The sequence below is a fragment of the Fodinibius sp. genome (assembly GCF_041642155.1).
In the GTDB taxonomy this organism is placed as follows: domain Bacteria; phylum Bacteroidota; class Rhodothermia; order Balneolales; family Balneolaceae; genus Fodinibius.
Genome location: NZ_JBEPWZ010000009.1, coordinates 12,251 through 33,407 on the forward strand (window position 1 = coordinate 12,251; position 21,157 = coordinate 33,407).

Sequence of the window (21,157 nt, forward strand, 5' to 3'; positions counted from 1 at the left end):
TTAAGCGTCCACGCCTGAAACAACCCAATTGTGAGCATTATCGCTTATCATAGCAGGAGCATTTTTATGCAGAGGATTGTTTCTCATATCGAACTCACGTTTATTATGAGCTATTTTGAACGGATTTTTTAGCTTTGCATGGAATCTTCAATATTAATTTGATTATCCCAGACTCATGACTGATACCGCACAGGAACTTGCCCGCCGTTATCATGTGGATTTGTATGGCCGTTATCCCATTACCCTTGTCGAAGGCAAAGGGGTATACGTAACAGACTCCGACGGCAATGAATATATTGATGCACTGGCAGGAATTGCTGTCAACAGCCTTGGCCATTCTCATCCCCGGGTTGTTGAGGCGGTTCAGCGGCAGGCGGCTAAGCTGATGCATATTTCGAACTTCTATTACAGCGAGCCCCAGAGCAAGCTGGTGAAAGAACTGGCGGAAGTGACGGGACTGGACCAGGCCTTTCTATGTAACAGCGGCGCAGAAGCGATGGAGGGATCCATAAAATTGGCCCGGAAGTACGGATTTATTCGGCAAAAAAAGGGAACCATCATCTCCATGGAAAACTGTTTTCACGGGCGGACTCTGGGAACCATCGCCATGGGAAAGGAAAAATACCAGAAAGGATTTCACCCGCTTCCCAAAGGGTTTGAGCAGGTGCCGGTTAATGATATAGAGGCACTGAAAGCCCGGGCCGATGAAGAAACCATCGCCATTGTAATAGAACCTGTTCAGGGAGAAGGGGGGATCAACCCCGTGCAGGGGGAGTATCTGAGGCAGGTACGAGCTCTTTGCGATGAACATGATATCCTGCTCATCCTGGATGAAATACAGTGCGGCATTGCCCGCACCGGCAAAATGTTTGCGTACCAGCATTACGGCGTGCTGCCCGATATCCTGGCTTCGGCCAAAGCACTGGGCAACGGCTTCCCCGTAGGGGCGGTTATTACCAAAAAAGAAGTGGCGGAAGCTTTTGAACACGGCGAACACGGGACGACCTATGGCGGCAACCCACTGGCTTCTGCGGCTGCCCATGCCACGCTTTCGGTTATGCAAGAAGAGAACATGCCTGCTCAGGCCGCCGAAAAGGGCGCTTATTTTATGGACCGTCTGCGTTCGGCCGCCCAGGAGCACGAGGCTATGAAAGAGGTGCGGGGCATGGGACTGATGATCGGCGTGGAACTGAGTTTTGAGGGGGGCGAGGTGGTCAAAGAGATGATGAAAGGCGGGGTGCTTTCGAACTGCGCTTCCGGTAATGTGATGCGATTTGTGCCCCCGCTTATAATGACCAAAGAGGAAATCGATACCGTTATAAATGTATTTCTTGAATCTTTAAAAGCAGTCCAAACAGATGCCAAAACATAAGGTAGGAATTGTCGGAGCTACAGGTTACACCGGTTCTGAGCTGGTACGCCTGCTGATCGATCATCCGGATGTAACTATTGAAATTATTACCTCGGAAAGCAAAGCGGGACAGTCGTTTGCCAGTATTAATCCCCATTTCAAGGGACGAGTGGATATGAAGCTCGAGCCCCTGAAAAATCTGGAAAATCACGATCTGGACCTGGTATTCCTGGCGCTTCCCCACGGGGTGTCTATGGACTTTATCCGGGAATGGGATCCCGGTGACTTTCGGGTGATCGATCTCTCCGGGGATTTTCGCCTGGGTTCTGCCAGGGAATACACCCGGTGGTACAAAAAAGAGCATGTGGCGCCCGATCTTATTGCTGACGCCGTTTTTGGGTTGCCGGAATTGTTCAGGGATCAGATTCGTAATGCTCAGCTTGTGGCTAACCCGGGTTGTTATCCCACCTCTGCTATCCTTGCCCTGGCACCGCTGCTTAAAGACGGGATTATTGAGCCCGGCCAGATCATGATCGATGCCAAATCCGGGGTCAGCGGCGCGGGGGCCAAAGCAAAACAGCAAACCCATTTCCCGGAAGTATTCGGCAACTTTTCGGCATACGGATTGCTGAACCACCGGCATACGCCGGAAATACAGTATAACCTGCAGCAGTACTCCGACAAACCCACGGAAGTACTGTTTACGCCTCATCTTATTCCCATTGATCGCGGTATTCTCACCACCACCTATTCCACGCCCGCAAAGGAAATTGACAAAAATTATCTGGGGGAATGGTATTACAGTTTTTATGAGAAGGAGTATTTTATCAGGGTGGTTGATTATCCGCCGAATCTGAAGCACGTACGGGGTTCCAATTATTGTGATATTCATGTAACGTACGACGAGCGCACCAACAAGGTGGTGACGGTATCTACCATTGACAATCTCGTAAAAGGGGCTGCGGGTCAGGCCGTGCAAAACATGAATCTTATGTTTGGCTTCATTGAACGCACAGGACTGGAGATATCGCCCCTGAGTCCCTGATTGTAATCATCTGTAACGCTCTACCCTTTATTGAATACTATTGACTAAATTTTTGATCTATCATGCTTAACAATATTACACACGTACGCGGATACAAATGCTGGGGCAGCCACATGGGTATTAAATCGAAACGCCGGGATCTGGCGCTCATCTATTCCGAAAAGCCGGCCGCAGCTGCCGCAGTATTTACCCGGAATGTAGTATGTGCCGAACCGGTGAAGCTGAGCCGCAAACATATCAAAAATGGAAAGGCGCAGGCCATTGTGGTCAATTCAGGCAATGCCAATGCCTGCACCGGCGATGCCGGATGGCGGGGTGCGGTAGCTATGGCGAAGAAGACGGCAGAACTGCTGGATATACCCGTTGAAGAGGTTTTGGTAGCGTCCACCGGGCTGATAGGCGAACCGTTTCCCACAGAAAAGGTGCTCAAGGGCATCGAAGAAAGTGCAAAGAAGCTCTCCAACCGGGAAATGGCCGGCTCGCTGACGGCTAATGCCATCCTGACAACCGATACCTTTGCGAAGGAAGGGTTTACCGACTTCGACATCAACGGCATTACCATCAATATGGCGGGAATAGCCAAGGGATCAGGGATGATTCACCCGGATATGGGAACCATGCTCGCCTTTATAACATGTGATCTGGCGATTGATTCCAGGCTGCTGGATGAAGCTCTTCGAGAGGCGGTGAATAAAACATTCAATATGATTACCGTGGATGGTGATACGTCGACCAACGATATGGTGGCTGTGATGTGTAACGGCATGGCGGAAAATGAGAAGATCACCACCAGGGATGAACATTATGAACGGTTCTATGCCAACCTGGAAAAGCTGTGCAAACACCTGGCAAAGCTGATAGTCTCCGACGGGGAAGGGGCGACAAAACTGGTGGAATACCATGTGAAAAAGGCAAAATCGGAAGAAGATGCCCGGAAAATTATACGCACGGTTTCCGATTCGAGTTTGGTAAAAACGGCAATTTTCGGGACGGATCCGAACTGGGGACGTATTATGGGGGCGGCGGGACGTGCAGGCGTTTCCTTTGATCCCGGGAAAGTGGATCTTTATATCGGTTCCGATGCCGAGCGAAGTGTACAGATCCTGAAAAGGGGCCAGCCCGTAAAAGAGAGCCGGTCGGACGTAAAGCAAGAGATGCAGGCTTCAAATATTACGATAATTCTTGATTTAAACCAGGGCACTGCAGAAGCAGTGGGGTGGGGACCGGATCTGTCCTATGAATATATTCGGATCAATGCGGAGTATACGACCTGAGGGGGGCTAAGTTTTAGTCCTCTAAAGGCCTGAACATACCTTCTTTCTATTCCGGGGGATGTTGTACCACCCATTACAGGAGTTATTGTGCCATTTTAGGTAAGTGATCTTCCGACTGTTTCAAAAGACCATTCTTGCAACTGATGCGGGCGGATCTTTATGAGGACTGGTGAGAAATCCGGGTTATATACGTTTTTAAAATAGCAGACCATAAAAAAAGCCCGCTCGAAAAAGCGGGCTTTGGCTTCATATATGTACAAACAGCCAGAAACTATTTGTAATCAAGACTGCGAACGTCAATCGCGCTTAACCCTTTGGGGGTTTCTTCTACGTCGAATTCTACGCTTTCGCCATCTTCGAGGCCTTGATTATAGTCTAAATTTTCTACGTTGTTTCGGTGGACGAATACATCTTTGCCTCCGTCCTCTGGTTTGATAAATCCAAATCCTTTTTCGACGTCAAACCATTTTACTGTTCCTTGTTGTGTCATGTGTACTATAAATGTTGTTTTGTCACCTAAGGCTACATCCATCGAGAAGAGTTGAGTTAACGCGTCGTTCCTGGAAGGATTTCACTTCGAAGGTGGGAATTAATGATAACGCCGTAAGATAATATTCTTCTTATAAAATGTCCATATTTCACCCAGATTTTATGCAAAAAAATTTGCCGGGGAAAACATTACTTCCGGGATGAAGAGAATAAAACCATTAAAAGCACAGTTATATGAGTGGCTGCATTCGTCCCTCAGCACCAATACCCGGAATGAAAATACGGGTTGAGCGCCCGGTTGGAACGGTAAGAAGCTGTTTAACGCGCAAAAGCACTTTCCGCGCTCCTTTGGGTTTGCCTTACCCCGGTCAAATTTCTCGATCACATGCCGGGGCCAGGGTAGGAAAGATACATTTGTTTTTGCTTTAATATAATGTCTATCTTACTGTCCGGCAGCAAACAATAATTAAATATCATTAAATACAAGAGGTATAGATACTATGAAGGTAAAAAAAATATTATTCGGTTTTGCTACTTTGGCATTATTGCTAAGTGCTGTACCCCAATCAACTTCCGCACAATGGAGCCTGGGCGCTTCGTACGAAATAAGAAATGAAGATCCCAAGAACGGCTTTGGTGTCCGTCTCGAGCGCGACATCCTGCAAAAGCTGCCTATTGTCGATCTGGGACTGCGAGGTCATTTCAGCTATTTCAATGACGAGAATGAGCTGACAACAAATAGCCAGAATATTTCTACTGAGATGACAAGCTATGACTTCGGATTAGCGGCCGTTGGCGGTATTTCTGCCGGTTTGGTAGCTCCTTATGTCGGATTGGGCCTGGGGTCTGAAACCGCAGATCTGGATTATCAGGAAGAAGGTCTGCCGGGAGAATCTGACAGCAATATTTACTGGAACGGGTTTGTGGGCGCCAAAATTAGTCCCGTACCGGCTCTTAAACCATTTGTGGAATATCGGGTTAAATCCAGTAAGGAGTTTGACGATCTAAGCTCAGAGGACTTTGACACCAGCACCGGTCGCTTTATCATCGGCCTGTCGCTTGCATTCTAAAGCCAGGAACTGATTTTCGAGGCGGGCACCGGTGGTGTCCGTCTTTTTTTGTATCCAACGAGCACCATGTGCAGGGTTATCCCGTAGTTCTCACAAAGATGTATGGCATATTGTTGTACCCTTGTGATACAGATAAATGTATATCGATTTTAAGGCCAAAAAATGATAACAGCGTGTAACATACTGCAAGCTTTGCCCGTCAGCGGCGTTAAAGATAACAATAGCGTGCCGGGTGCACCGGGGTACGTCTGCGCTGCTATTTTTCCTTCGCCTTGCTGAAGTACAAATTTCTTGGTGAGAAATTTGGGTTGTCCTGTATGTCTCACCAAAACAAATGGAAATGGGGACCTTGACTCCAACCGGACTTCCGGGTGAGAAACGCGGGTGATTCAGGGTTGAATGTCCTAGAAAAAGATATTGTTTTATAGTTTGCCGTTGCCCGGAATGGGCTTTTTTTCTTAATTGATCATTTATGGCGGAGACAAAAACCACATATCATACCATTGATCTGGACGAATATAAGCTCAATTCGTCCCAGCAGGAGGATCTGAATCAGCTGCTGAAGTTATGCCGGGAGCACCTCGAAGACCCCGATGAACAGATGGTTGCACGGGCCTTCAAGCTATGTTTCCTGTCGCATGAGGGTATTGAACGGGCCTCAGGAGAGCCCTATTATTATCATCCGGTGGCGGTGGCCAAGATTGTGGCGTCAGAAATCAATATTGATGATGTTTCAGTCGTGGCCGCGCTCCTGCACGATACGGTTGAAGATACCGAGGTGACGCTCGAGCATATAAAAGAGAAGTTTAATGATACGGTGGCCCATCTCATCGACGGGGTCACCAAAATTTCGGGTGTGTTTAAGAGCCGGGATACCAAGCAGGCCGAAACGTTTATGAAGCTGCTGCTTTCCATGGCCGAAGATATTCGGGTGGTGCTGATCAAGTTTGCCGACCGGCTCCACAACATGCGTACCATTCAGCATCTACCGCGCGAAAAGCAGCTGCAGAAGGCTACCGAGACGATGGAGCTCTACGCGCCACTGGCTCATCGCTTCGGACTCTTTAATATCAAAAGCGAGCTCGAGGATCTCTGTTTCAAGGTTATTGATCCCAACTCGTTCAAGTTCATCTCACGGAAACTGCGCGAAAAGCGAGAGTCGCGCGAGCGATTTATTGAAGAGTTCATGCAGCCGATTCGGGAGGAGCTGCAGAATCAGGGATTCCGTTTTGAAATTAAAGGTCGTCCCAAGCATATTTACTCGATCTTCCGGAAGATGCAGCGCCAACAGAAACCGTTTGAAGAAATTTACGACCTTTTTGCGATTCGCATTATTCTGGAAGATCCTCATACCAAGGAAGATTGCTGGCGTGTTTATTCGATTATAACGGACTGGTATACGCCTATCCCCAAGCGGTTTCGCGATTTTATTTCCGTGCCCAAGGCCAATGGCTACCAGTCGCTGCATACGACCGTGATAACCAAGCAGGGAAGAAAGGTAGAAGTGCAGATCCGGACTCGGCAGATGGATGACATTGCTGAAAAGGGACTGGCTGCCCACTGGAAATATAAAGAAGGGAAAAAAGGATCGGAGACCCTGGACAAATTTGTACACTGGGTGCGGGATATACTGGATAATCCGCGACCCGAGGCCGCGACGGAATTTGTCAAGGATTTTCAGCTGAACCTGTACCAGGATGAAATTTACGTGTTTACCCCGCAGGGGGAGCTGCGTACCCTTCCCCAGGGAGCGACTCCCATTGACTTTGCCTTTGATATCCATAGTGAGATCGGCGAGCGCGCCATGGCGGCGAAGGTGAATGGGAAGATGGCCCCGTTACGCCAGAAACTGGAGATCGGCGACCAGGTTGAAATCATTACCGGCAATAAAATAAATTTAAATCCCGACTGGATTGATGATGTCGTCACTCATAAAGCGAAATCGCGGATCCGGCAGTTTATCAAACAAAAAGAGCGGCAGGTCGCCGATGAAGGACGTGAGATTTGGGAGAAACGGGCAAAGCGCGGGAAGATAGAAATCTCGGAGCAGGATCTGATGCAGGTTGCTCACAAACTGAGTTTCGATTCAACGAAAGAACTGTTCTATGAAATCGGCAAAGGAAATTATGATGTAAATAAACTGTTTAAATCGGTCAAGCAGTTTACCGGAACGGGCCGCATAAAAGAAGAGAAAAAAGAATCAGAGGAGCAGACCGTCGTCACCGATGAGGAGATTCAGCAGACGTACATCGATACGGCGCGTTCACTGGGTGACGAAAAGGCGCTGGTTATTGACGGCAATATTTCGAATATCAGATACAGTTATGCCAATTGTTGCAACCCGATTCCCGGAGATGATGTCATTGGTTTTATCAGCCGTACAGGTGATGTAAAGATTCACCGGTCCAACTGCAAAAATATTCACCACCTTATCCAGACCGACGGTGAGCGTATTATCGATGTGTCATGGGCTAAGAATATCGATTCCAAATTCCTCGGGGCGGTCAAAGTCATTGGTGAAGACCGCGTAGGACTGATTAACGATCTTACGGATATCCTGTCTAAATCAATGGAGACGAACATGAAGAGCATCAATGTGACCAGCGACAGCGGAATGTTTGAAGGGATCCTGACGGTGTATGTGGATGATATCAATCATCTCGACCGCGTGGTTGCCAAGCTGCATAAAGTCGAAGGCGTGAAAAGTGTTTTCCGGTACGAGTGAGTTATCTGCTACTAATCACGGTCGAAACTTTCAAATCCGTCATAAATGTAATATCATCAATTCAATTGTGCGGTTGTTCCGTGTTATACTTTTACAGTATTATCACATAACAGAATTAATTTAATAGTTAAGTACTTTATGATTACCTATACCAAAAGAGATATCGTACGCAGGGTTGCGGACCAGCTGGATGAACCGATGGTTCAAACGGAGCCCTGGGTCGATGCGGTACTCGTTGCTCTTCGGGAGACCATGATGGATGCTGATCCGACCTGTCGGATCGAATTACGTGATTTTGGTGTTTTTGAAGTGAAGAAGACGAAAGCCAAGCCGCGGGCGCGTAATCCGCGGACGAATGAAGAGATTTACGTGCCGGCGCACCGAAAAACACACTTTAAACCGAGTAAACTTTTAAAACAATTTCTAAAAGAACCTCTTGAAGAAGAGGACTTGGAAGAAATGGAAGGCTGACAGTGGCACAGTATGGCAGACTTATAGGAATCGATGTGGGGACCAAGTGGTTTGGAATAGCCCGTTCTGATTTGCTTCGCACGGTCGCCAATCCGGTGGGTACCTATGGATCGGATGAAGTCTTTAAAAAGCTCGAGGAGCTGGTTGAGAACGAACAGGTAACAAAAATGGTGGTTGGATGGCCGCTTACGCCCGCTGGAGAGGAAGGAAGGGCTATTAAAATGGTCCGGAAATTTCTCGTGCGATTCAGAGAACATTTTCCCGATATGGAAGTTGTTAAGGTGGATGAACGCTATACATCCAAAGAAGCCGTACGTGCCATGGTGGAGGCCGGTGTGCCGAAGATGAAGCGCCGGGAATCCGACCGCATCAACCAGGCTGCTGCGGCTATCATTCTACAGAAATACATAGAACTGGAAAAATCAGAAAATGTCCGTATTACCGATCGTTACGTATGATGATGAAATTCTTCACAAAGAAGCGGATCCGATAAAAAAGGATTCTGAAGAGCTTCAACAGCTAATCGACGATATGTTCGATAGCATGTATAACTCCGAAGGAGTGGGCCTGGCCGGGCCGCAGGTCGGGGAGTTGAAGCGGCTGTTTGTAGTGGATGCCGATCCCATGGCCGAAGAGGCGGAAGAGCCGAAACATGGACCGCTTGTCATGATTAACCCCGAAATTATTGCAAAAAAAGGGCCGGAAGTAGAGATGAATGAAGGATGTCTGAGCATCCCCGGGATTAACGCGCCGGTAAGCCGCCCTGAAATGATCGTCGTGAAGTATCTGGATCGCCGGTTTGAACCTCAGCAACTGGAGGTTGGCGGTTGGCTGGCACGCATCGTGCAGCACGAGACCGATCACCTGAAGGGAATTCTTTTTTTGGATCGTCTCTCGCTCTTCAAGCGCAAGCTTTTGAGTTCAAAGCTAAAGGATATTGATACGGGAGCAGTTGAAATCGACTATCCCACCGTACCCAAAAAGGCCAAAGCAGGTTAAGAATTATCCATTATATATGCGTATTGTTTTTATGGGTTCGCCCGATTTTGCTATTCCGAGTCTTGAAAAGCTGTATCAGTCCCGCCACGAAATTGCCTCCGTTGTCAGCAATGTTGACAAGCGCCGCGGGCGCCGTGCAAAGCCGTCCCCCACACCGGTAAAAGCCAGGGCGCTGGAATTGGACCTGCCCGTGATGGAAGTCGAGGATCTCGAAGACCCGGATTTTTACCGGGATTTAAAGGATTTGCAGGCAGATCTCTTTGTCGTGGTGGCCTTTCGTATTCTTCCCCCTGAATTGCTGGAGATTCCCCGCCGGGGAGCTATCAACCTTCATGCTTCCCTGCTGCCGAAATACCGGGGGGCAGCCCCCATCCACTGGGCCGTAATGCAGGGCGAGCAGCAAACCGGCTGTACGGTATTTTTTCTGGATGAGCGGGTAGATACGGGACAGATTATTGCCCAGCGGCCTACCGATATTGGTATAAACGAGACGACTGGAGATGTATACAACCGGCTGAAAGAGATGGGAAGCGTATTGCTCACGAAAGTCGTTGATGATATTGAACAGGGAAATTATAAGACGTACCGCCAGAATCATGATGAGGCGACTCCTGCCCCAAAATTGTTTACCGAGGATTGTAAAATTGATTTTGATCGTCCGGCCCGGCAAGTCCATGACAATATCCGGGGACTCAGTCCCTTTCCGACGGCCTGGGCGAGGCTGGATGGACTTAAGTTTAATATGTATCGCTCGGCCCTGGGGCCGGATCAAAACCTGGCACCCGGGGTATTAGTCATGGATGAAGATGATTTGCTGGCCGGCTGCAAAGCGGGTACCGTGATACTGAAACAGGTGCAGCTGGAAGGCAAACGGCAGATGAGCGGCAAGGATTTCATGAATGGTTACAGCGGCTCGGGACGGCTGAAATAGAAAATAATTATGAGTTGATAATTAATGAGATATTGATGATATACCTTTCAAAATTTATATAACCTTCAAACAAAAGAAATACTATGGAGATGGCGCCGCTACTGCAAGCTGCCAAAGACGGAAAGCTTGAAGAGATTAAACAATTACTGAAAGAGGGAACTGATATAGAGATGACTGCCCGGAATGGATCGAATGCTCTCATTCTGGCGGCCCAGCACGATCACAGGAAAGTGGTCGCATATTTGCTTGAGCAAGGGGCCGATCCGAATAAAACTACTTCCATGGGCGGCAGTGCTCTTAACAGGGCGGCTGAAAATGGTAATATCACCATGATGAAGCTGCTGCTGGAAAACGACGCCCAAATCGGAGATCTGGCCCTGATTGCCGCTGCGCGGGAGGGGAACCTGCAGGCGGTGCAATTGCTGTGTGAAGAGGGGGTGGATGTAAATGCCACTCAGCGATGGGGGCATACGGCCCTGATGCTTGCCGCACGGGACGGGCACACGGAAATTGTCGACTACCTTCTTGCCAGGGGAGCAAAAGTCAAAAAGCGCGATAAAAATGGGGCGACCGCGCTCTCTATGGCCCTGGATAATGATCATGTGGAAGTTGCGAGCCTGCTGCGACAGGCGGGAGCAACAGAGGAAAAAAGAGAAAAGCGGCAAGAGATCGACGACGAGGATGATTTTGTGGACGATTTGGATCTCGATGAGGAGATACCGGAAAATCTGGATCTGGACGAGGAAGAGGATTAAAAGTTTATTCAATCATTTACAATAAAGGGATTTACTGTTATTTTTAGGCGGCTTGATTATCGCCTGGGATGTTTTAATGCTCAATGCTTTAAACAAGTTTTCACACTCAATAGGAGTTAACAAAAAGGAAAAATTTATGGCTAAAATTAACGTAGGAATTAACGGATTCGGACGAATTGGTCGGCTGGTAGCTCGATCGATATTGTCTTACCACAAGGATGAAATTAATATTGTAGGGATCAACGACTTGACGGATGCCGAAACACTGGCATATTTATTTAAGCGTGATTCTGTTCACGGCACCTATGAAGGAGATGTCGACGTAAGTGAAAAAGCGATTACCATCGACGGTATGGAAATCGACATAACATCGGAACGAGACCCGGTGAACCTGAACTGGGATGACCGCGGCGCAGACGTAGTTATTGAGTCTACCGGCTTTTTCCGAACCTATGATGCCGCTTCGAAGCATCTTGAAGCCGGGGCAGAAAAAGTTATCATTTCAGCACCTGCGAAAGGAGATAAAGAAGTTAAAACGATTGTTTTAGGCGTCAATGACGATATTATTGATGATGAAACGCAAATCTATTCCAATGCCAGCTGTACGACCAATTGCCTGGCGCCGATGGTAAAAGTGCTGAACGATGCTTTCGGGCTGGAAAAAGGGTTTATGACCACAACCCACGCCTATACCGGGAGCCAGAATATACTGGACGGTCCCCACGGTGACCTGCGAAGAGGCCGTACGGCTGGCCACAACCTGGTGCCGACGACGACCGGGGCCGCTCAAACAGTAGAGCTTGTCTTGCCGGAGCTTGAGGGTAGACTGGACGGAAGTGCCATCCGGGTGCCGGTGCCCGACGGGTCGCTGACGGATCTTACCGCTATTGTTGAAAAGGACGTGACGGTAGAACAGGTGCATAATGCCTTTAAAGAGGCTGCGGACGGATCGATGAAGGGGGTACTGGCCTACTCCGAAGAAGAATTGGTATCAACGGATATACTGGGTGATCCTCACTCCTGTATCTATGATTCCGGCTTTACCAAAACCAATGGAAACCTGGTGAAGATATTGGCCTGGTACGATAACGAAGCCGGTTACTCTGCCCGTACCGCTGATCTGATTTCAAAGATTGTGTAGTATACAGAGACCAGGGTTTTAGCCTGTCCGCGTATTTTTTTTGCCGGGCGGGTGCAGGCCGTTTGTTGATCCATTCGAGTATTAGATGAAGCACAATACAAAGTTTGTATTGTGCTTTTCTATTTTTTACCGGCTATTCAGTACTGAAGAGAGGTCTGAGGAGGTAAAGACAGCCCCCGTGAATGATTACCGACATCAGAACGAGAAACCCCGCTGTGGCCCAGAGATGGTCAGCCTGGGCAAATGTCGTCTCATGCAATGCAAAGGCGAGATAAAAAAAAGATCCCACTCCTTTCATCCCCATAAATGAGGTGACTATTTTTTCTTTGCGGTTCATGCCCGCATCAAACAAGGCCAGCCTGCCGAACAGGGGACGAATGACAAAAATAAACAGTATCACCAGGAGCGCGCCCTCCCAGCTTAAATGGGAAAACATATGCGTGACCGCGTAGCCGCCCAGGAGGACCAATACAATGGCTAATAAAATTTTTTCAGTTTGGTCTATAAAGTCGTGCATCTCCTGATGAAAGTCGTGTTCCCTTTCGTAATGCCGGAGGGTTAGTCCCGCTACAAAAACAGCGATGAATCCGTATCCATGGATACTTTCTGTCACACTATATACCAAAAGCGTACAGGCAATGGCAACAAATTCCCTCCGTATGTGAGGGAAGTCGTATTTTTCGGGAAGGGTAAATAAAGAATAGGCCAGCATTCTACCCAGGATAAAGCCCGTAACAGCTCCTACTAGAATCCGATATCCTATGTCCCGAAGTATCCAGTCCGTTATCCAGCTTACTTCATATAAACCCACTGAAGCCGCAAGAACTGCAAACCAGGTAAAGGGAAAGGCCATTCCGTCGTTCAAGCCCGCTTCCGCGGTAAGAGAGAAGTTAACCGGATGCTCTTCGGTTTCGTGAAAACCTACTTGTACTTCGTCGGCGATCACCGGATCAGTTGGAGCGAAAACAGCGCCCAACAATAATGCCGAGGCCGGTGCCAGGCCCGCTATCAGCCAACCGGTCAGAGCAACCGCAACGATACAACCCACCATGGTGATTGATACCATGAGAAGAGGGACCCGGAAGTTTGTCATACTAAAACTCCGGTTGATTTTAAGGCCGGTTCCCATAAGGCTTATAATGACGGATAATTCGGCAAGGTGAAGGATAATATTATTTTTGGCAATGGGATCAGGGTCAGGTAAGTCCAGTGGCAGGCTGTATACCAAAGCTCCCAGGGCCACCATGATCATTGGAAAGCTGATAATCTTGTCTTCAAGTTCTACGGAAAGCCAGGACATGAGTATGCCAATGATTCCCAACAGCAAAAAAATCAAAATATAACCTTCCATAAAGCTCCCTGAAATTTAAGGTAATGGTTCAATGAATGTATTCGTTTTCCTGTTGGTTTTGGTTACTTTCCGGCAGTCGCCTGCTTGGGACCTGGGCATAATTGAGATATCGGATTCATTTTAGCTCTGGTTTCTGACATATAGATAGCATTCAATTTCCTGAACGTTGATTATCGCAGCGCCTGTCCCCCGCCCCCGCCCTATTCTGATTCCGAACATGGATTCTGATTAAACACTACCGGCAGTGGGTATGTTCCTTCATACCGGCGATCCGCAGGTTTTTTTAATGAAACAAAGCACGAGGGGATAGCTTGAGCTTTACAGCGGGTTGATCATTTCTTCTATCATTTTTGGAAGAGAGAAAAGCCAGGAACTACTCTTGTAATTAGGCAGGAAAGTTTCGATTTTAGGGCTCCGGACAGAGATCTACGGGGCGTGGCGCAGCCCGGTTAGCGCGCGTCGTTCGGGACGACGAGGTCGCCGGTTCAAATCCGGCCGCCCCGACAGGTGACACCGTTAATTTATTTTATTTGTATGACAGAAGTCTTTCCGGTATGGGCTTGTGGTTCGGAACGATCAGGGCATTGGGTCCGTTCTAAATTTGCCCTGGCAACTAAAGTTGATTGACCAGCTCGATCTTTTTAAAAATGTATTTATTTTTCTTCATATATGGTAAATTGGCAGGAAATTCATAAGAAAACGGCGAATGGGAACCCCGAGCCCCCCAGAAAGGTAGAAAAGAGTGAGGCTGAGTGGAAGGAGGTATTAACCGACGAGCAGTTTCGGGTGACCCGTAAAAAGGGAACGGAACAACCACACTCCGGACAGTACTGCGAATCGCACGACCCCGGTCTGTACGCCTGTGTTTGCTGTGGCACCGAGCTTTTTGATTCCACCGAAAAATTTGAGTCGGGTTCAGGTTGGCCCAGCTTCACGGAACCGGTACGCGATAATGTGGTCCGCTACAAGGTAGACAAAAGTCTCGGGATGAACCGCGTTGAAGTGTTGTGCAATGTGTGCAATGCACACCTGGGACATGTGTTCCCGGATGGTCCCGATCCCACGGGCTTGCGATATTGCATTAACTCGGCTTCGCTGCAGCTTATAGAGGAAGGTTAAAATACCTGCTCGCCAGACCACTTCACCTTCATACTTAATTTCGGGGGAAAGCCGGTCGGACATCTTCATCCAGATTTGGGTAACCCCAGAGATCATATGGGGTGGAAACGGATCATCACATCTTGAGTGTGCAGCTCTCAATACTGCGGCACGCTGTCGTCAATTTCTTTCGACCAGGCCAGGATACCTCCTTTGAGGTTGTAGAGATTGTCGAAGCCGTATTTCTCCTGGAGCTGTTTGATCGCGTCAGCGCTGCGCTGGCCGCTGCGGCAGTGAACAACCACTTTTTTGTCCCGGCTTATTTTATCCGCATTATCAATCACCGTTTTCAACGGAATCAGCTCTCCGCCGATTTCAGCGATCTCGACCTCGTGGGGCTCGCGTACATCGACAAGCTGTACCTCTTCGTTGCTGTCGAGCCACGACTTGTATTCCTGTACCGTAACTTCCGGCACTTCGGGTTCCCGTTCTTCCTGACCGTTTGAAGAAGAGGGAAGCCCGCAAAAAGCCTCATAGTCTATAAGTTCGGTGATCTCGGGTTCCGGGCCCGTCAGCGGATTGTCCTCGTTTTTTGTCACGGTTACTTTCCGCGTGCTGAAATCCAGGGCGTCAAACAGGAACAGCTGGCCGGCAAGCGGAGACCCTATGCCGGTGATAATCTTGATGACTTCACTGGCCTGCAGGCAGCCGATAATGCCCGGCAGGACGCCCAGCACGCCCGCTTCCGCACAGCTTGGTACCAGGCCGGGGGGTGGGGGCTCCGGATAAAGATCCCGGTAATTGGGACCGCGGTTGCCTTCCTCATCCACGTAGTTGAACACCGAAAGTTGTCCCTCGAATTGAAAAATTGATCCATGCACATTCGGTTTATCCAGCATTACGCAGGCATCGTTGATCAGGTATCGCGTTGGGAAATTGTCCGTACCGTCGGCGATCACATCATACTTCTCGATGATTTCAAGTGCATTTTCGCTGGTCAGGCGCACGTTATGGATTTCGATGTCGATATGCGGGTTGATCTCTTGGAGTCTTTGCCGGGCGACCTCGACTTTGGGCCGGCCTACATCAGAAGCGCCGAAGAGTACCTGGCGGTGCAGGTTACTGGCTTCCACTCTGTCAAAATCCACAATGCCGATCGTACCCACCCCGGCCGCCGCAAGGTACTGCAGCATCGGGGCACCCAGTCCGCCGGTCCCCACCGCCAGCACTTTCGCAGCCTTCAGTTTCTTCTGACCTTCCATACCAAATTCCGGGATAGAAAGGTGGCGGCTGTAATGGCCGAGTTCTTCACTTGAAAATTCTATGTTCTTCCAGTTGTTCATGACAGTTATTCTTAAAAATTCCAATATGAATCCAACGATCTCACGCAGAATCGCTGAGACGAAGAGAAGAAATATTCTTGGCGACATTGCGTCTTGGTGTGGTCCACCCCATCCCGCCCGCGATGGCGGGTATAATACTGACTTCCGTATCCTCACTGAGCTCGAGGGAGCCATTTTCGGCCGGATCCACTTCCTCGTCGCCGATATAAAGCTTGATATAGGACCTGACATTTCCATCTTCGTCCAACAGGTTTTGCTTAACTTCCGGGTATTCCTCTACAAACTGGTCAATCGCTTCCGAGAGGGTATTCTTCCGGGTCTCAAAACGTCGGTTTTGGTCGGTATATTTTCTTAAAGGAGTCGGGATGATAATCGTTGCCATAAAGCTGTGAGTGTTTAGATTTACGTTTCTGTTTTTTGTTTAAATTCTTTGACTTCCGTGGGTTCTTCCTCAAATTGCCGGTGGTCATTCAAGCGCCAGGAGCGAACACCGGCAACAGCTCCATCCCCAACAGAAATAATGATATATGAAAACCATGGCATGGCCACTTTGCGATCGTGCTCAGAAGGTTCCGCCGGGTGGTCGGGATGAGAATGATAAACCCCCAGCAGGTCCAAATCATGATCGACCGCATATTGTTCGGCTTTCCGGTAGTCCTGGGGATCAATTTGGAATCGTCTTCGCTGATCTCCTTCCTTTGCATTATCTACCCGCCGGGCAATCCGAACCTGGCGTATATCGCCTTCCCGACCATAGAAAAAACCACAGCATTCATTGGGATAGTCTGCTTCAGCATGATCCTGCATCTTTTGAAGGGCGTGATTACTGATTTCCAGTTTCATATGAAAATAACTATAAATCTTAAAACAGCTGGTTACTAATTTCTCCGTATTTACTGAGGTCATCCGGGAAAACTGTTACAATGACGCCCTCGTCCAATTCCTCCGCCAACTCCAGCGCCCCGGCCAGGTTGGCGGCTGAAGAGGGACTGATAAGCAAGCCTTCTTTTTGAGCGGTCAGCCTGACCAGCTGGTGGGCTCGCTCCGTACTGACCCTTCGGACTTCATCGGCCACCGATGCATCATAAATAGCCGGGGTGTGGGCGGTTTCAAGATGTTTCCACCCTTCGAGACCATGCATCGCCAGGTCGGGCTGCAGGGCTATGAGCCGTATATCCTGCTTGTATTCTTTCAAAAACCGTCCGGTACCCGTGAACGTTCCGGTGGTGCCCAGGCCGGCAATATAATGGGTGATCCCGTAATCGGTCTGATCCAGGATCTCCGGTCCCGTCGTGTCGTAGTGGGCTTTCCAGTTGCTGGGATTGCTGTACTGGTCGGCATAGTAATATTTATCAGGCTGTCTTTCGTACATGGCGCGCGCGACTTCCTGGGCTTCGTCTGTGCCCCCGCTCCGGGAAGTGAGTACCAGGTTGGCATCCAGTGCTCTCAGGATCTGTTTACGCTCTTCGGACGCATTCTCTGGGAGGCACAGCGTTACCGGGATACCCAGGGCGGCCCCGAGATGTGCATAGGCAATGCCGGTATTGCCACTGCTGGCATCCAGCAGCTGTTTGCCTTTATGCAGGTCCCCTTTGCTAACGGCATCCCGGATGATGCGGTAAGCGGGGCGTGATTTGACGCTTCCCCCGAATTGCTGCCATTCCAGTTTGGCAAAGATGCTGACCCGGTCGCTGGTATGGAGGTTCTGAATCGGGAATAGGGGGGTATGACCGATAAAGTCATCCATCCGTTCGATGTTTTGTTCCAATGTTAAATTTTGATTTTCAATAATGTCGAGTGTTTCCATGATCTTCTGACTAATGATTTTTTGGGGAAATGGACGTGAGCAGATGAATCGGGCAGTGGACCCGGATTCAAATGATGCTACCGGCTGAGAAGAGAATATGAGTGTTTAGATCCGGTAACTATCTACAACAACAACAGCAACAACACGCACAACAGTGGTGCTTGAGGGAAGAGTGGAATGATATATTTTGTCGTGTTGCTGTCAAAACTTAAGTAGTTATATTTGACGCTTTTGAGCAAACGCCTGAAATTACTGTTTAAAGATAGGAAATTTTTTTATAAATCCAATGGGTTTTGCGCACCTTTTAACTGTTCGTTTAATAGGTATGTCAGGGCTGAGTCAGGCCAAAAGATTTCTTGTTAAAGAATAAATAAAATATCCATGTTAATTCTGTGTTGGGGCACAGGGAGCGGTATTAATCCGGCTCGTTTGGGCAATCAATTGCGAGAGCCCAACTTTTTTGGTGCAGCAAAACGAAGAGGTTTTATCTATATGTGATCCTCCTGGCGATGCCTTATAGATCCGACTTGTTGTTGCTCAAAAATCGGCATACAGCGTGGAAAATGGTACCCTGAGAAAATAGAAAATTATTTTTTTGAAATTAGAGTTGACATAAATGTGATAAGTTTCTATCCTAAAAGCGCTGATGACAACACGTCATTGTCAAACAACCCAAAAATTATTTTGATGAATAACCAAAATCAGAACCACCACTTTTCAGCGATCTCCACTGCCATGTCCATGGATATGTGTATGTGTTGTTGTATGAATCCCTTGAAAGGTAGTGGAGCTGATATGTCAAAATGATGATCTAAGAAACTGACGAAAAAGCCCATTACCTGTTGCAGGTAATGGGCTTTTTTATTTGATAATGCCCGCCCGCCTGCATCAGCAGGGCTTTGTTAGATTCATGTATATCACCTAACCAAAAACAAAGCTAAAATTAATTACTATGTCTGACGTATTAACCAACAAAAAAGTACTCGCTACTACCGATTGGGCAGCCAATCATCTCAACGATGAGGGCATCCGGTTGGTAGAAGTGGATGTAGATACCGAATCCTATGACTCCGGCCACATTCCCGGTGCGGTAGGATGGAACTGGAAAACGCAGCTGCAGGATCAGCTGCGCAGAACGATCAGTTCGAAAGAAGATTTCGAAAACCTGTTGCGGGAATCCGGGATTGATAACGATACGACGGTCGTACTTTATGGAGATAACAACAACTGGTTCGCTGCCTGGGCTTACTGGCTGCTGAAGTATTACGGCCATGAAGATGTAAAGATTCTGGATGGCGGCCGCAAGAAATGGGAGGCGGAAGGTCGTGAATTGACAACCGACACGCCGGATTACGATACGACGGATTATACGATATCCGGGGTAAAGAAAGAATATCGTGCTTTCCGTCAGGATGTTGAAGAGCGCTTGAACGATAATGATTTCGGTCTGGTGGATGTCCGGTCTCCGGATGAGTTTACCGGCAAAATTCTGGCACCTCCTGGCTTGAATGAACTCTCCCAGCGTCCAGGTCATATTCCCGGGGCTTCCAACATTCCATGGTCAAAAGCCGTAAACGAAGATGGAACATTTAAAAGCGAAGAGGAGCTGAAAGAAATCTATGAAAACGAAGGAATCACGCCCGACAAGGATATTATCTCTTACTGCCGGATTGGCGAGCGATCGGCGCATTCCTGGTTTGTCCTGAATGAACTGCTCGAATATCCGAGCGTGCGTAATTACGACGGTTCCTGGACCGAATGGGGCAATCTGATTGACGCACCCATCGAACGGTAATATTTAACTTGATTTAAACCAAAGATCCTTTATGGGTTCTCGACGAAAAAGAACAAAAAGTAAAATTGAGGTCATAAAGGAGAAAAGCGACTATCTGCGTGCGCCTCTTGCCGAAGAAGTGGGAAATGATTCTTCCCATTTCGGTAAAGAGGCCATACAGGTGCTTAAATTTCATGGCACCTACCAGCAGGATGATCGTGATCTCCGGGAAGGGCGTGACCGCCACTACATTTTTATGATTCGTGGCCGGCTGCCCGCCGGTAAAATGACCCCGAATCAATACCTGGCCATCGACAAAATAGCCGATGATTATGCCGATCAAACCCTGCGGGTAACAACCCGGCAGGCCTTTCAGCTGCACGGCATTATCAAGGATGAACTCAAAAAGACGCTGCAGGAGATTAACAATTCGTTAATTACCACCCTTGGCGCCTGTGGTGATATTGTGCGCAATGTGATGGCCTCGCCGGCTCCCGATGTAGACGGGCGCCAGGCAAAGGTTCAGGCCTTCGCCGACGACCTGTCCGATATATTATTGCCTGCCACCAAGGCCTACCACGAAGTTTGGTTGAACGGCGACAAGGTCTATTCCGGCAAGGAGGAAGTCGCCGACAGCGAGCCCCTGTATGGTCACAGTTACCTGCCGCGGAAATTCAAAGTGGGCATCGCCCTGCCAAAAGACAACAGCATCGATGTTTATACTCAGGATATCGGGCTGGTGGCCCTTTTCGACGATGACAATGAAATTGAAGGCTTTAACGTCATCGTCGGCGGCGGCATGGGAATGAACCACCGCAAAGAGGATACCTTCCCCCGGCTGGGCGACGACCTCGGATACGTCCCCAAAGAAAAGGTGGTGGAGGTGGTAAAAAAAATTATTGAAATACAGCGCGATCACGGGGACCGGAAAAACCGGAAGCAGGCCCGAATGAAATACCTGATCCACAAATGGGGACTGGAGAAGTTTGAAAACGAGCTGGTGGAGCGCCTTGGGTATGAGCTGGAGCCTTTCCGCGAATTGCCCGACTTTGAACTGGATCTCTATCTCGGCTGGAACAGGCAGTCGGACGGCAACTGGTTCCTGGGACTTTCCATCGAAAACGGGCGCATTAAAGATGATGGTGCCCTTCAGCTGAAGACCGCACTCCGTAAAGTGGTAAAAGAATACGGGACGGGCGTTCGGCTTACCCCCAATCATAACGTGATCCTTACGGATATCGATGAAGATGACAGGGAGCGCATTGAGCACATGTTTGACGACCACGGCGTATTGCTGGACGATGAACTTTCGAACGCAATCAAATACTCGATGGCATGCCCGGCCCTGCCTACCTGCGGACTTGCTATCACCGAATCCGAACGGGCTCTGCCGGATATTATCAGAGATCTGGATGATGTGCTGCACGGCCTCGGACTCGAAGATGAGAAACTGTCCGTCCGCATGACGGGCTGTCCGAACGGCTGTTCCCGTCCCTATGTGGCCGACATAGGATTTGTTGGTCGTTCCCTCGA

General features: G+C 48.7%; 20 protein-coding genes and 1 tRNA gene. 15 read left to right on the forward strand and 6 right to left on the reverse strand.

All coding sequences use genetic code 11. The features are described 5' to 3' along the window. Positions 1-175 precede the first annotated feature (175 nt). The 3 genes from ACESLU_RS01465 to argJ all read left to right on the forward strand — a co-directional run bounded on the left by ACESLU_RS01465 (position 176) and on the right by argJ (position 3,670). On the forward strand, positions 176-1,372 hold the full coding sequence (locus ACESLU_RS01465) for an aspartate aminotransferase family protein (protein WP_372634108.1): 1,197 nt from the start codon (positions 176-178) through the stop codon (positions 1,370-1,372). Continuing rightward, positions 1,359-2,396 carry an N-acetyl-gamma-glutamyl-phosphate reductase gene (gene argC, locus ACESLU_RS01470; RefSeq protein WP_372634111.1) on the forward strand — a complete coding sequence of 346 codons (1,038 nt, stop codon included), beginning with the start codon at positions 1,359-1,361 and terminating at the stop codon, positions 2,394-2,396. Before ACESLU_RS01465 ends, argC begins: the two co-directional genes overlap by 14 nt. 62 nt (positions 2,397-2,458) lie before the next feature. Next, positions 2,459-3,670 (forward strand): bifunctional glutamate N-acetyltransferase/amino-acid acetyltransferase ArgJ, encoded by a 1,212-nt coding sequence (argJ, locus tag ACESLU_RS01475; protein WP_372634114.1) that lies wholly within the window; start codon positions 2,459-2,461, stop codon positions 3,668-3,670. Between the two features lie 271 nt (positions 3,671-3,941). On the opposite strand, the gene ACESLU_RS01480 is transcribed toward argJ, so the two are convergent. Next, positions 3,942-4,160 (reverse strand): cold-shock protein, encoded by a 219-nt coding sequence (locus ACESLU_RS01480; protein ID WP_073067346.1) that lies wholly within the window; start codon positions 4,158-4,160, stop codon positions 3,942-3,944. A 535-nt stretch (positions 4,161-4,695) separates the two neighbouring features. Between ACESLU_RS01480 and ACESLU_RS01485 the strand changes: the two genes are divergently transcribed. The 8 genes from ACESLU_RS01485 to gap all read left to right on the forward strand — a co-directional run bounded on the left by ACESLU_RS01485 (position 4,696) and on the right by gap (position 12,251). Further along, positions 4,696-5,229 carry an outer membrane beta-barrel protein gene (locus ACESLU_RS01485; protein WP_372634117.1) on the forward strand — a complete coding sequence of 178 codons (534 nt, stop codon included), beginning with the start codon at positions 4,696-4,698 and terminating at the stop codon, positions 5,227-5,229. Between the two features lie 472 nt (positions 5,230-5,701). After that, the gene (locus ACESLU_RS01490; protein WP_372634120.1) at positions 5,702-7,954 is read left to right on the forward strand and encodes a bifunctional (p)ppGpp synthetase/guanosine-3',5'-bis(diphosphate) 3'-pyrophosphohydrolase; all 2,253 of its coding nucleotides are present in this window, start codon (positions 5,702-5,704) and stop codon (positions 7,952-7,954) included. 138 nt (positions 7,955-8,092) lie between these two features. Beyond that, a complete protein-coding gene (locus tag ACESLU_RS01495; protein WP_372634123.1) occupies positions 8,093-8,425 on the forward strand; it encodes an HU family DNA-binding protein in 333 nt (110 codons plus the stop codon). 2 nt (positions 8,426-8,427) lie between these two features. Further along, entirely contained in the window at positions 8,428-8,883 is a 456-nt protein-coding gene (ruvX, locus tag ACESLU_RS01500) for a Holliday junction resolvase RuvX (protein WP_372634125.1), read from the forward strand. Beyond that, positions 8,855-9,424, forward strand: a complete 570-nt coding sequence (gene def / locus ACESLU_RS01505) for a peptide deformylase (RefSeq protein WP_372634128.1) — start codon at positions 8,855-8,857, stop codon at positions 9,422-9,424. Before ruvX ends, def begins: the two co-directional genes overlap by 29 nt. A 16-nt stretch (positions 9,425-9,440) precedes the next feature. Further along, entirely contained in the window at positions 9,441-10,355 is a 915-nt protein-coding gene (gene fmt, locus ACESLU_RS01510) for a methionyl-tRNA formyltransferase (RefSeq protein ID WP_372634131.1), read from the forward strand. 83 nt (positions 10,356-10,438) lie between these two features. Then, entirely contained in the window at positions 10,439-11,110 is a 672-nt protein-coding gene (locus tag ACESLU_RS01515) for an ankyrin repeat domain-containing protein (protein ID WP_372634133.1), read from the forward strand. Between the two features lie 136 nt (positions 11,111-11,246). Beyond that, positions 11,247-12,251, forward strand: a complete 1,005-nt coding sequence (gap, locus tag ACESLU_RS01520) for a type I glyceraldehyde-3-phosphate dehydrogenase (protein ID WP_372634135.1) — start codon at positions 11,247-11,249, stop codon at positions 12,249-12,251. A gap of 133 nt (positions 12,252-12,384) precedes the next feature. Here gap and ACESLU_RS01525 read toward each other — a convergent pair whose 3' ends face one another. After that, positions 12,385-13,551 (reverse strand): cation:proton antiporter, encoded by a 1,167-nt coding sequence (locus ACESLU_RS01525; protein WP_372634138.1) that lies wholly within the window; start codon positions 13,549-13,551, stop codon positions 12,385-12,387. A 480-nt stretch (positions 13,552-14,031) separates the two neighbouring features. On the opposite strand from ACESLU_RS01525, the gene ACESLU_RS01530 reads away from it, so the two are divergent. Continuing rightward, a tRNA-Pro gene (locus tag ACESLU_RS01530) sits at positions 14,032-14,106 on the forward strand. A gap of 165 nt (positions 14,107-14,271) precedes the next feature. After that, positions 14,272-14,721, forward strand: coding sequence for a peptide-methionine (R)-S-oxide reductase MsrB (gene msrB / locus ACESLU_RS01535; RefSeq protein WP_372634141.1), 450 nt, complete (start codon positions 14,272-14,274; stop codon positions 14,719-14,721). Positions 14,722-14,858: 137 nt separating this feature from the next. Here msrB and moeB read toward each other — a convergent pair whose 3' ends face one another. Genes moeB through ACESLU_RS01555 form a run of 4 tightly spaced genes read right to left on the reverse strand, consistent with a single transcriptional unit; the run spans position 14,859 to position 17,850 of the window. Beyond that, positions 14,859-16,043 (reverse strand): molybdopterin-synthase adenylyltransferase MoeB, encoded by a 1,185-nt coding sequence (gene moeB, locus ACESLU_RS01540; protein ID WP_372634144.1) that lies wholly within the window; start codon positions 16,041-16,043, stop codon positions 14,859-14,861. 40 nt (positions 16,044-16,083) lie between these two features. Beyond that, positions 16,084-16,425 (reverse strand): MoaD/ThiS family protein, encoded by a 342-nt coding sequence (locus ACESLU_RS01545; protein ID WP_372634146.1) that lies wholly within the window; start codon positions 16,423-16,425, stop codon positions 16,084-16,086. Between the two features lie 20 nt (positions 16,426-16,445). Then, positions 16,446-16,886 (reverse strand): Mov34/MPN/PAD-1 family protein, encoded by a 441-nt coding sequence (locus ACESLU_RS01550; RefSeq protein WP_372634148.1) that lies wholly within the window; start codon positions 16,884-16,886, stop codon positions 16,446-16,448. A 19-nt stretch (positions 16,887-16,905) separates the two neighbouring features. Next, entirely contained in the window at positions 16,906-17,850 is a 945-nt protein-coding gene (locus ACESLU_RS01555; RefSeq protein WP_372634151.1) for a PLP-dependent cysteine synthase family protein, read from the reverse strand. Positions 17,851-18,802: 952 nt separating this feature from the next. On the opposite strand from ACESLU_RS01555, the gene ACESLU_RS01560 reads away from it, so the two are divergent. Continuing rightward, positions 18,803-19,645, forward strand: coding sequence for a sulfurtransferase (locus ACESLU_RS01560; RefSeq protein WP_372634154.1), 843 nt, complete (start codon positions 18,803-18,805; stop codon positions 19,643-19,645). A gap of 31 nt (positions 19,646-19,676) precedes the next feature. Further along, positions 19,677-21,157, forward strand: a 1,481-nt coding sequence (locus tag ACESLU_RS01565; RefSeq protein ID WP_372634157.1) for an NADPH-dependent assimilatory sulfite reductase hemoprotein subunit, incomplete at its 3' end; no start/stop codon positions are given.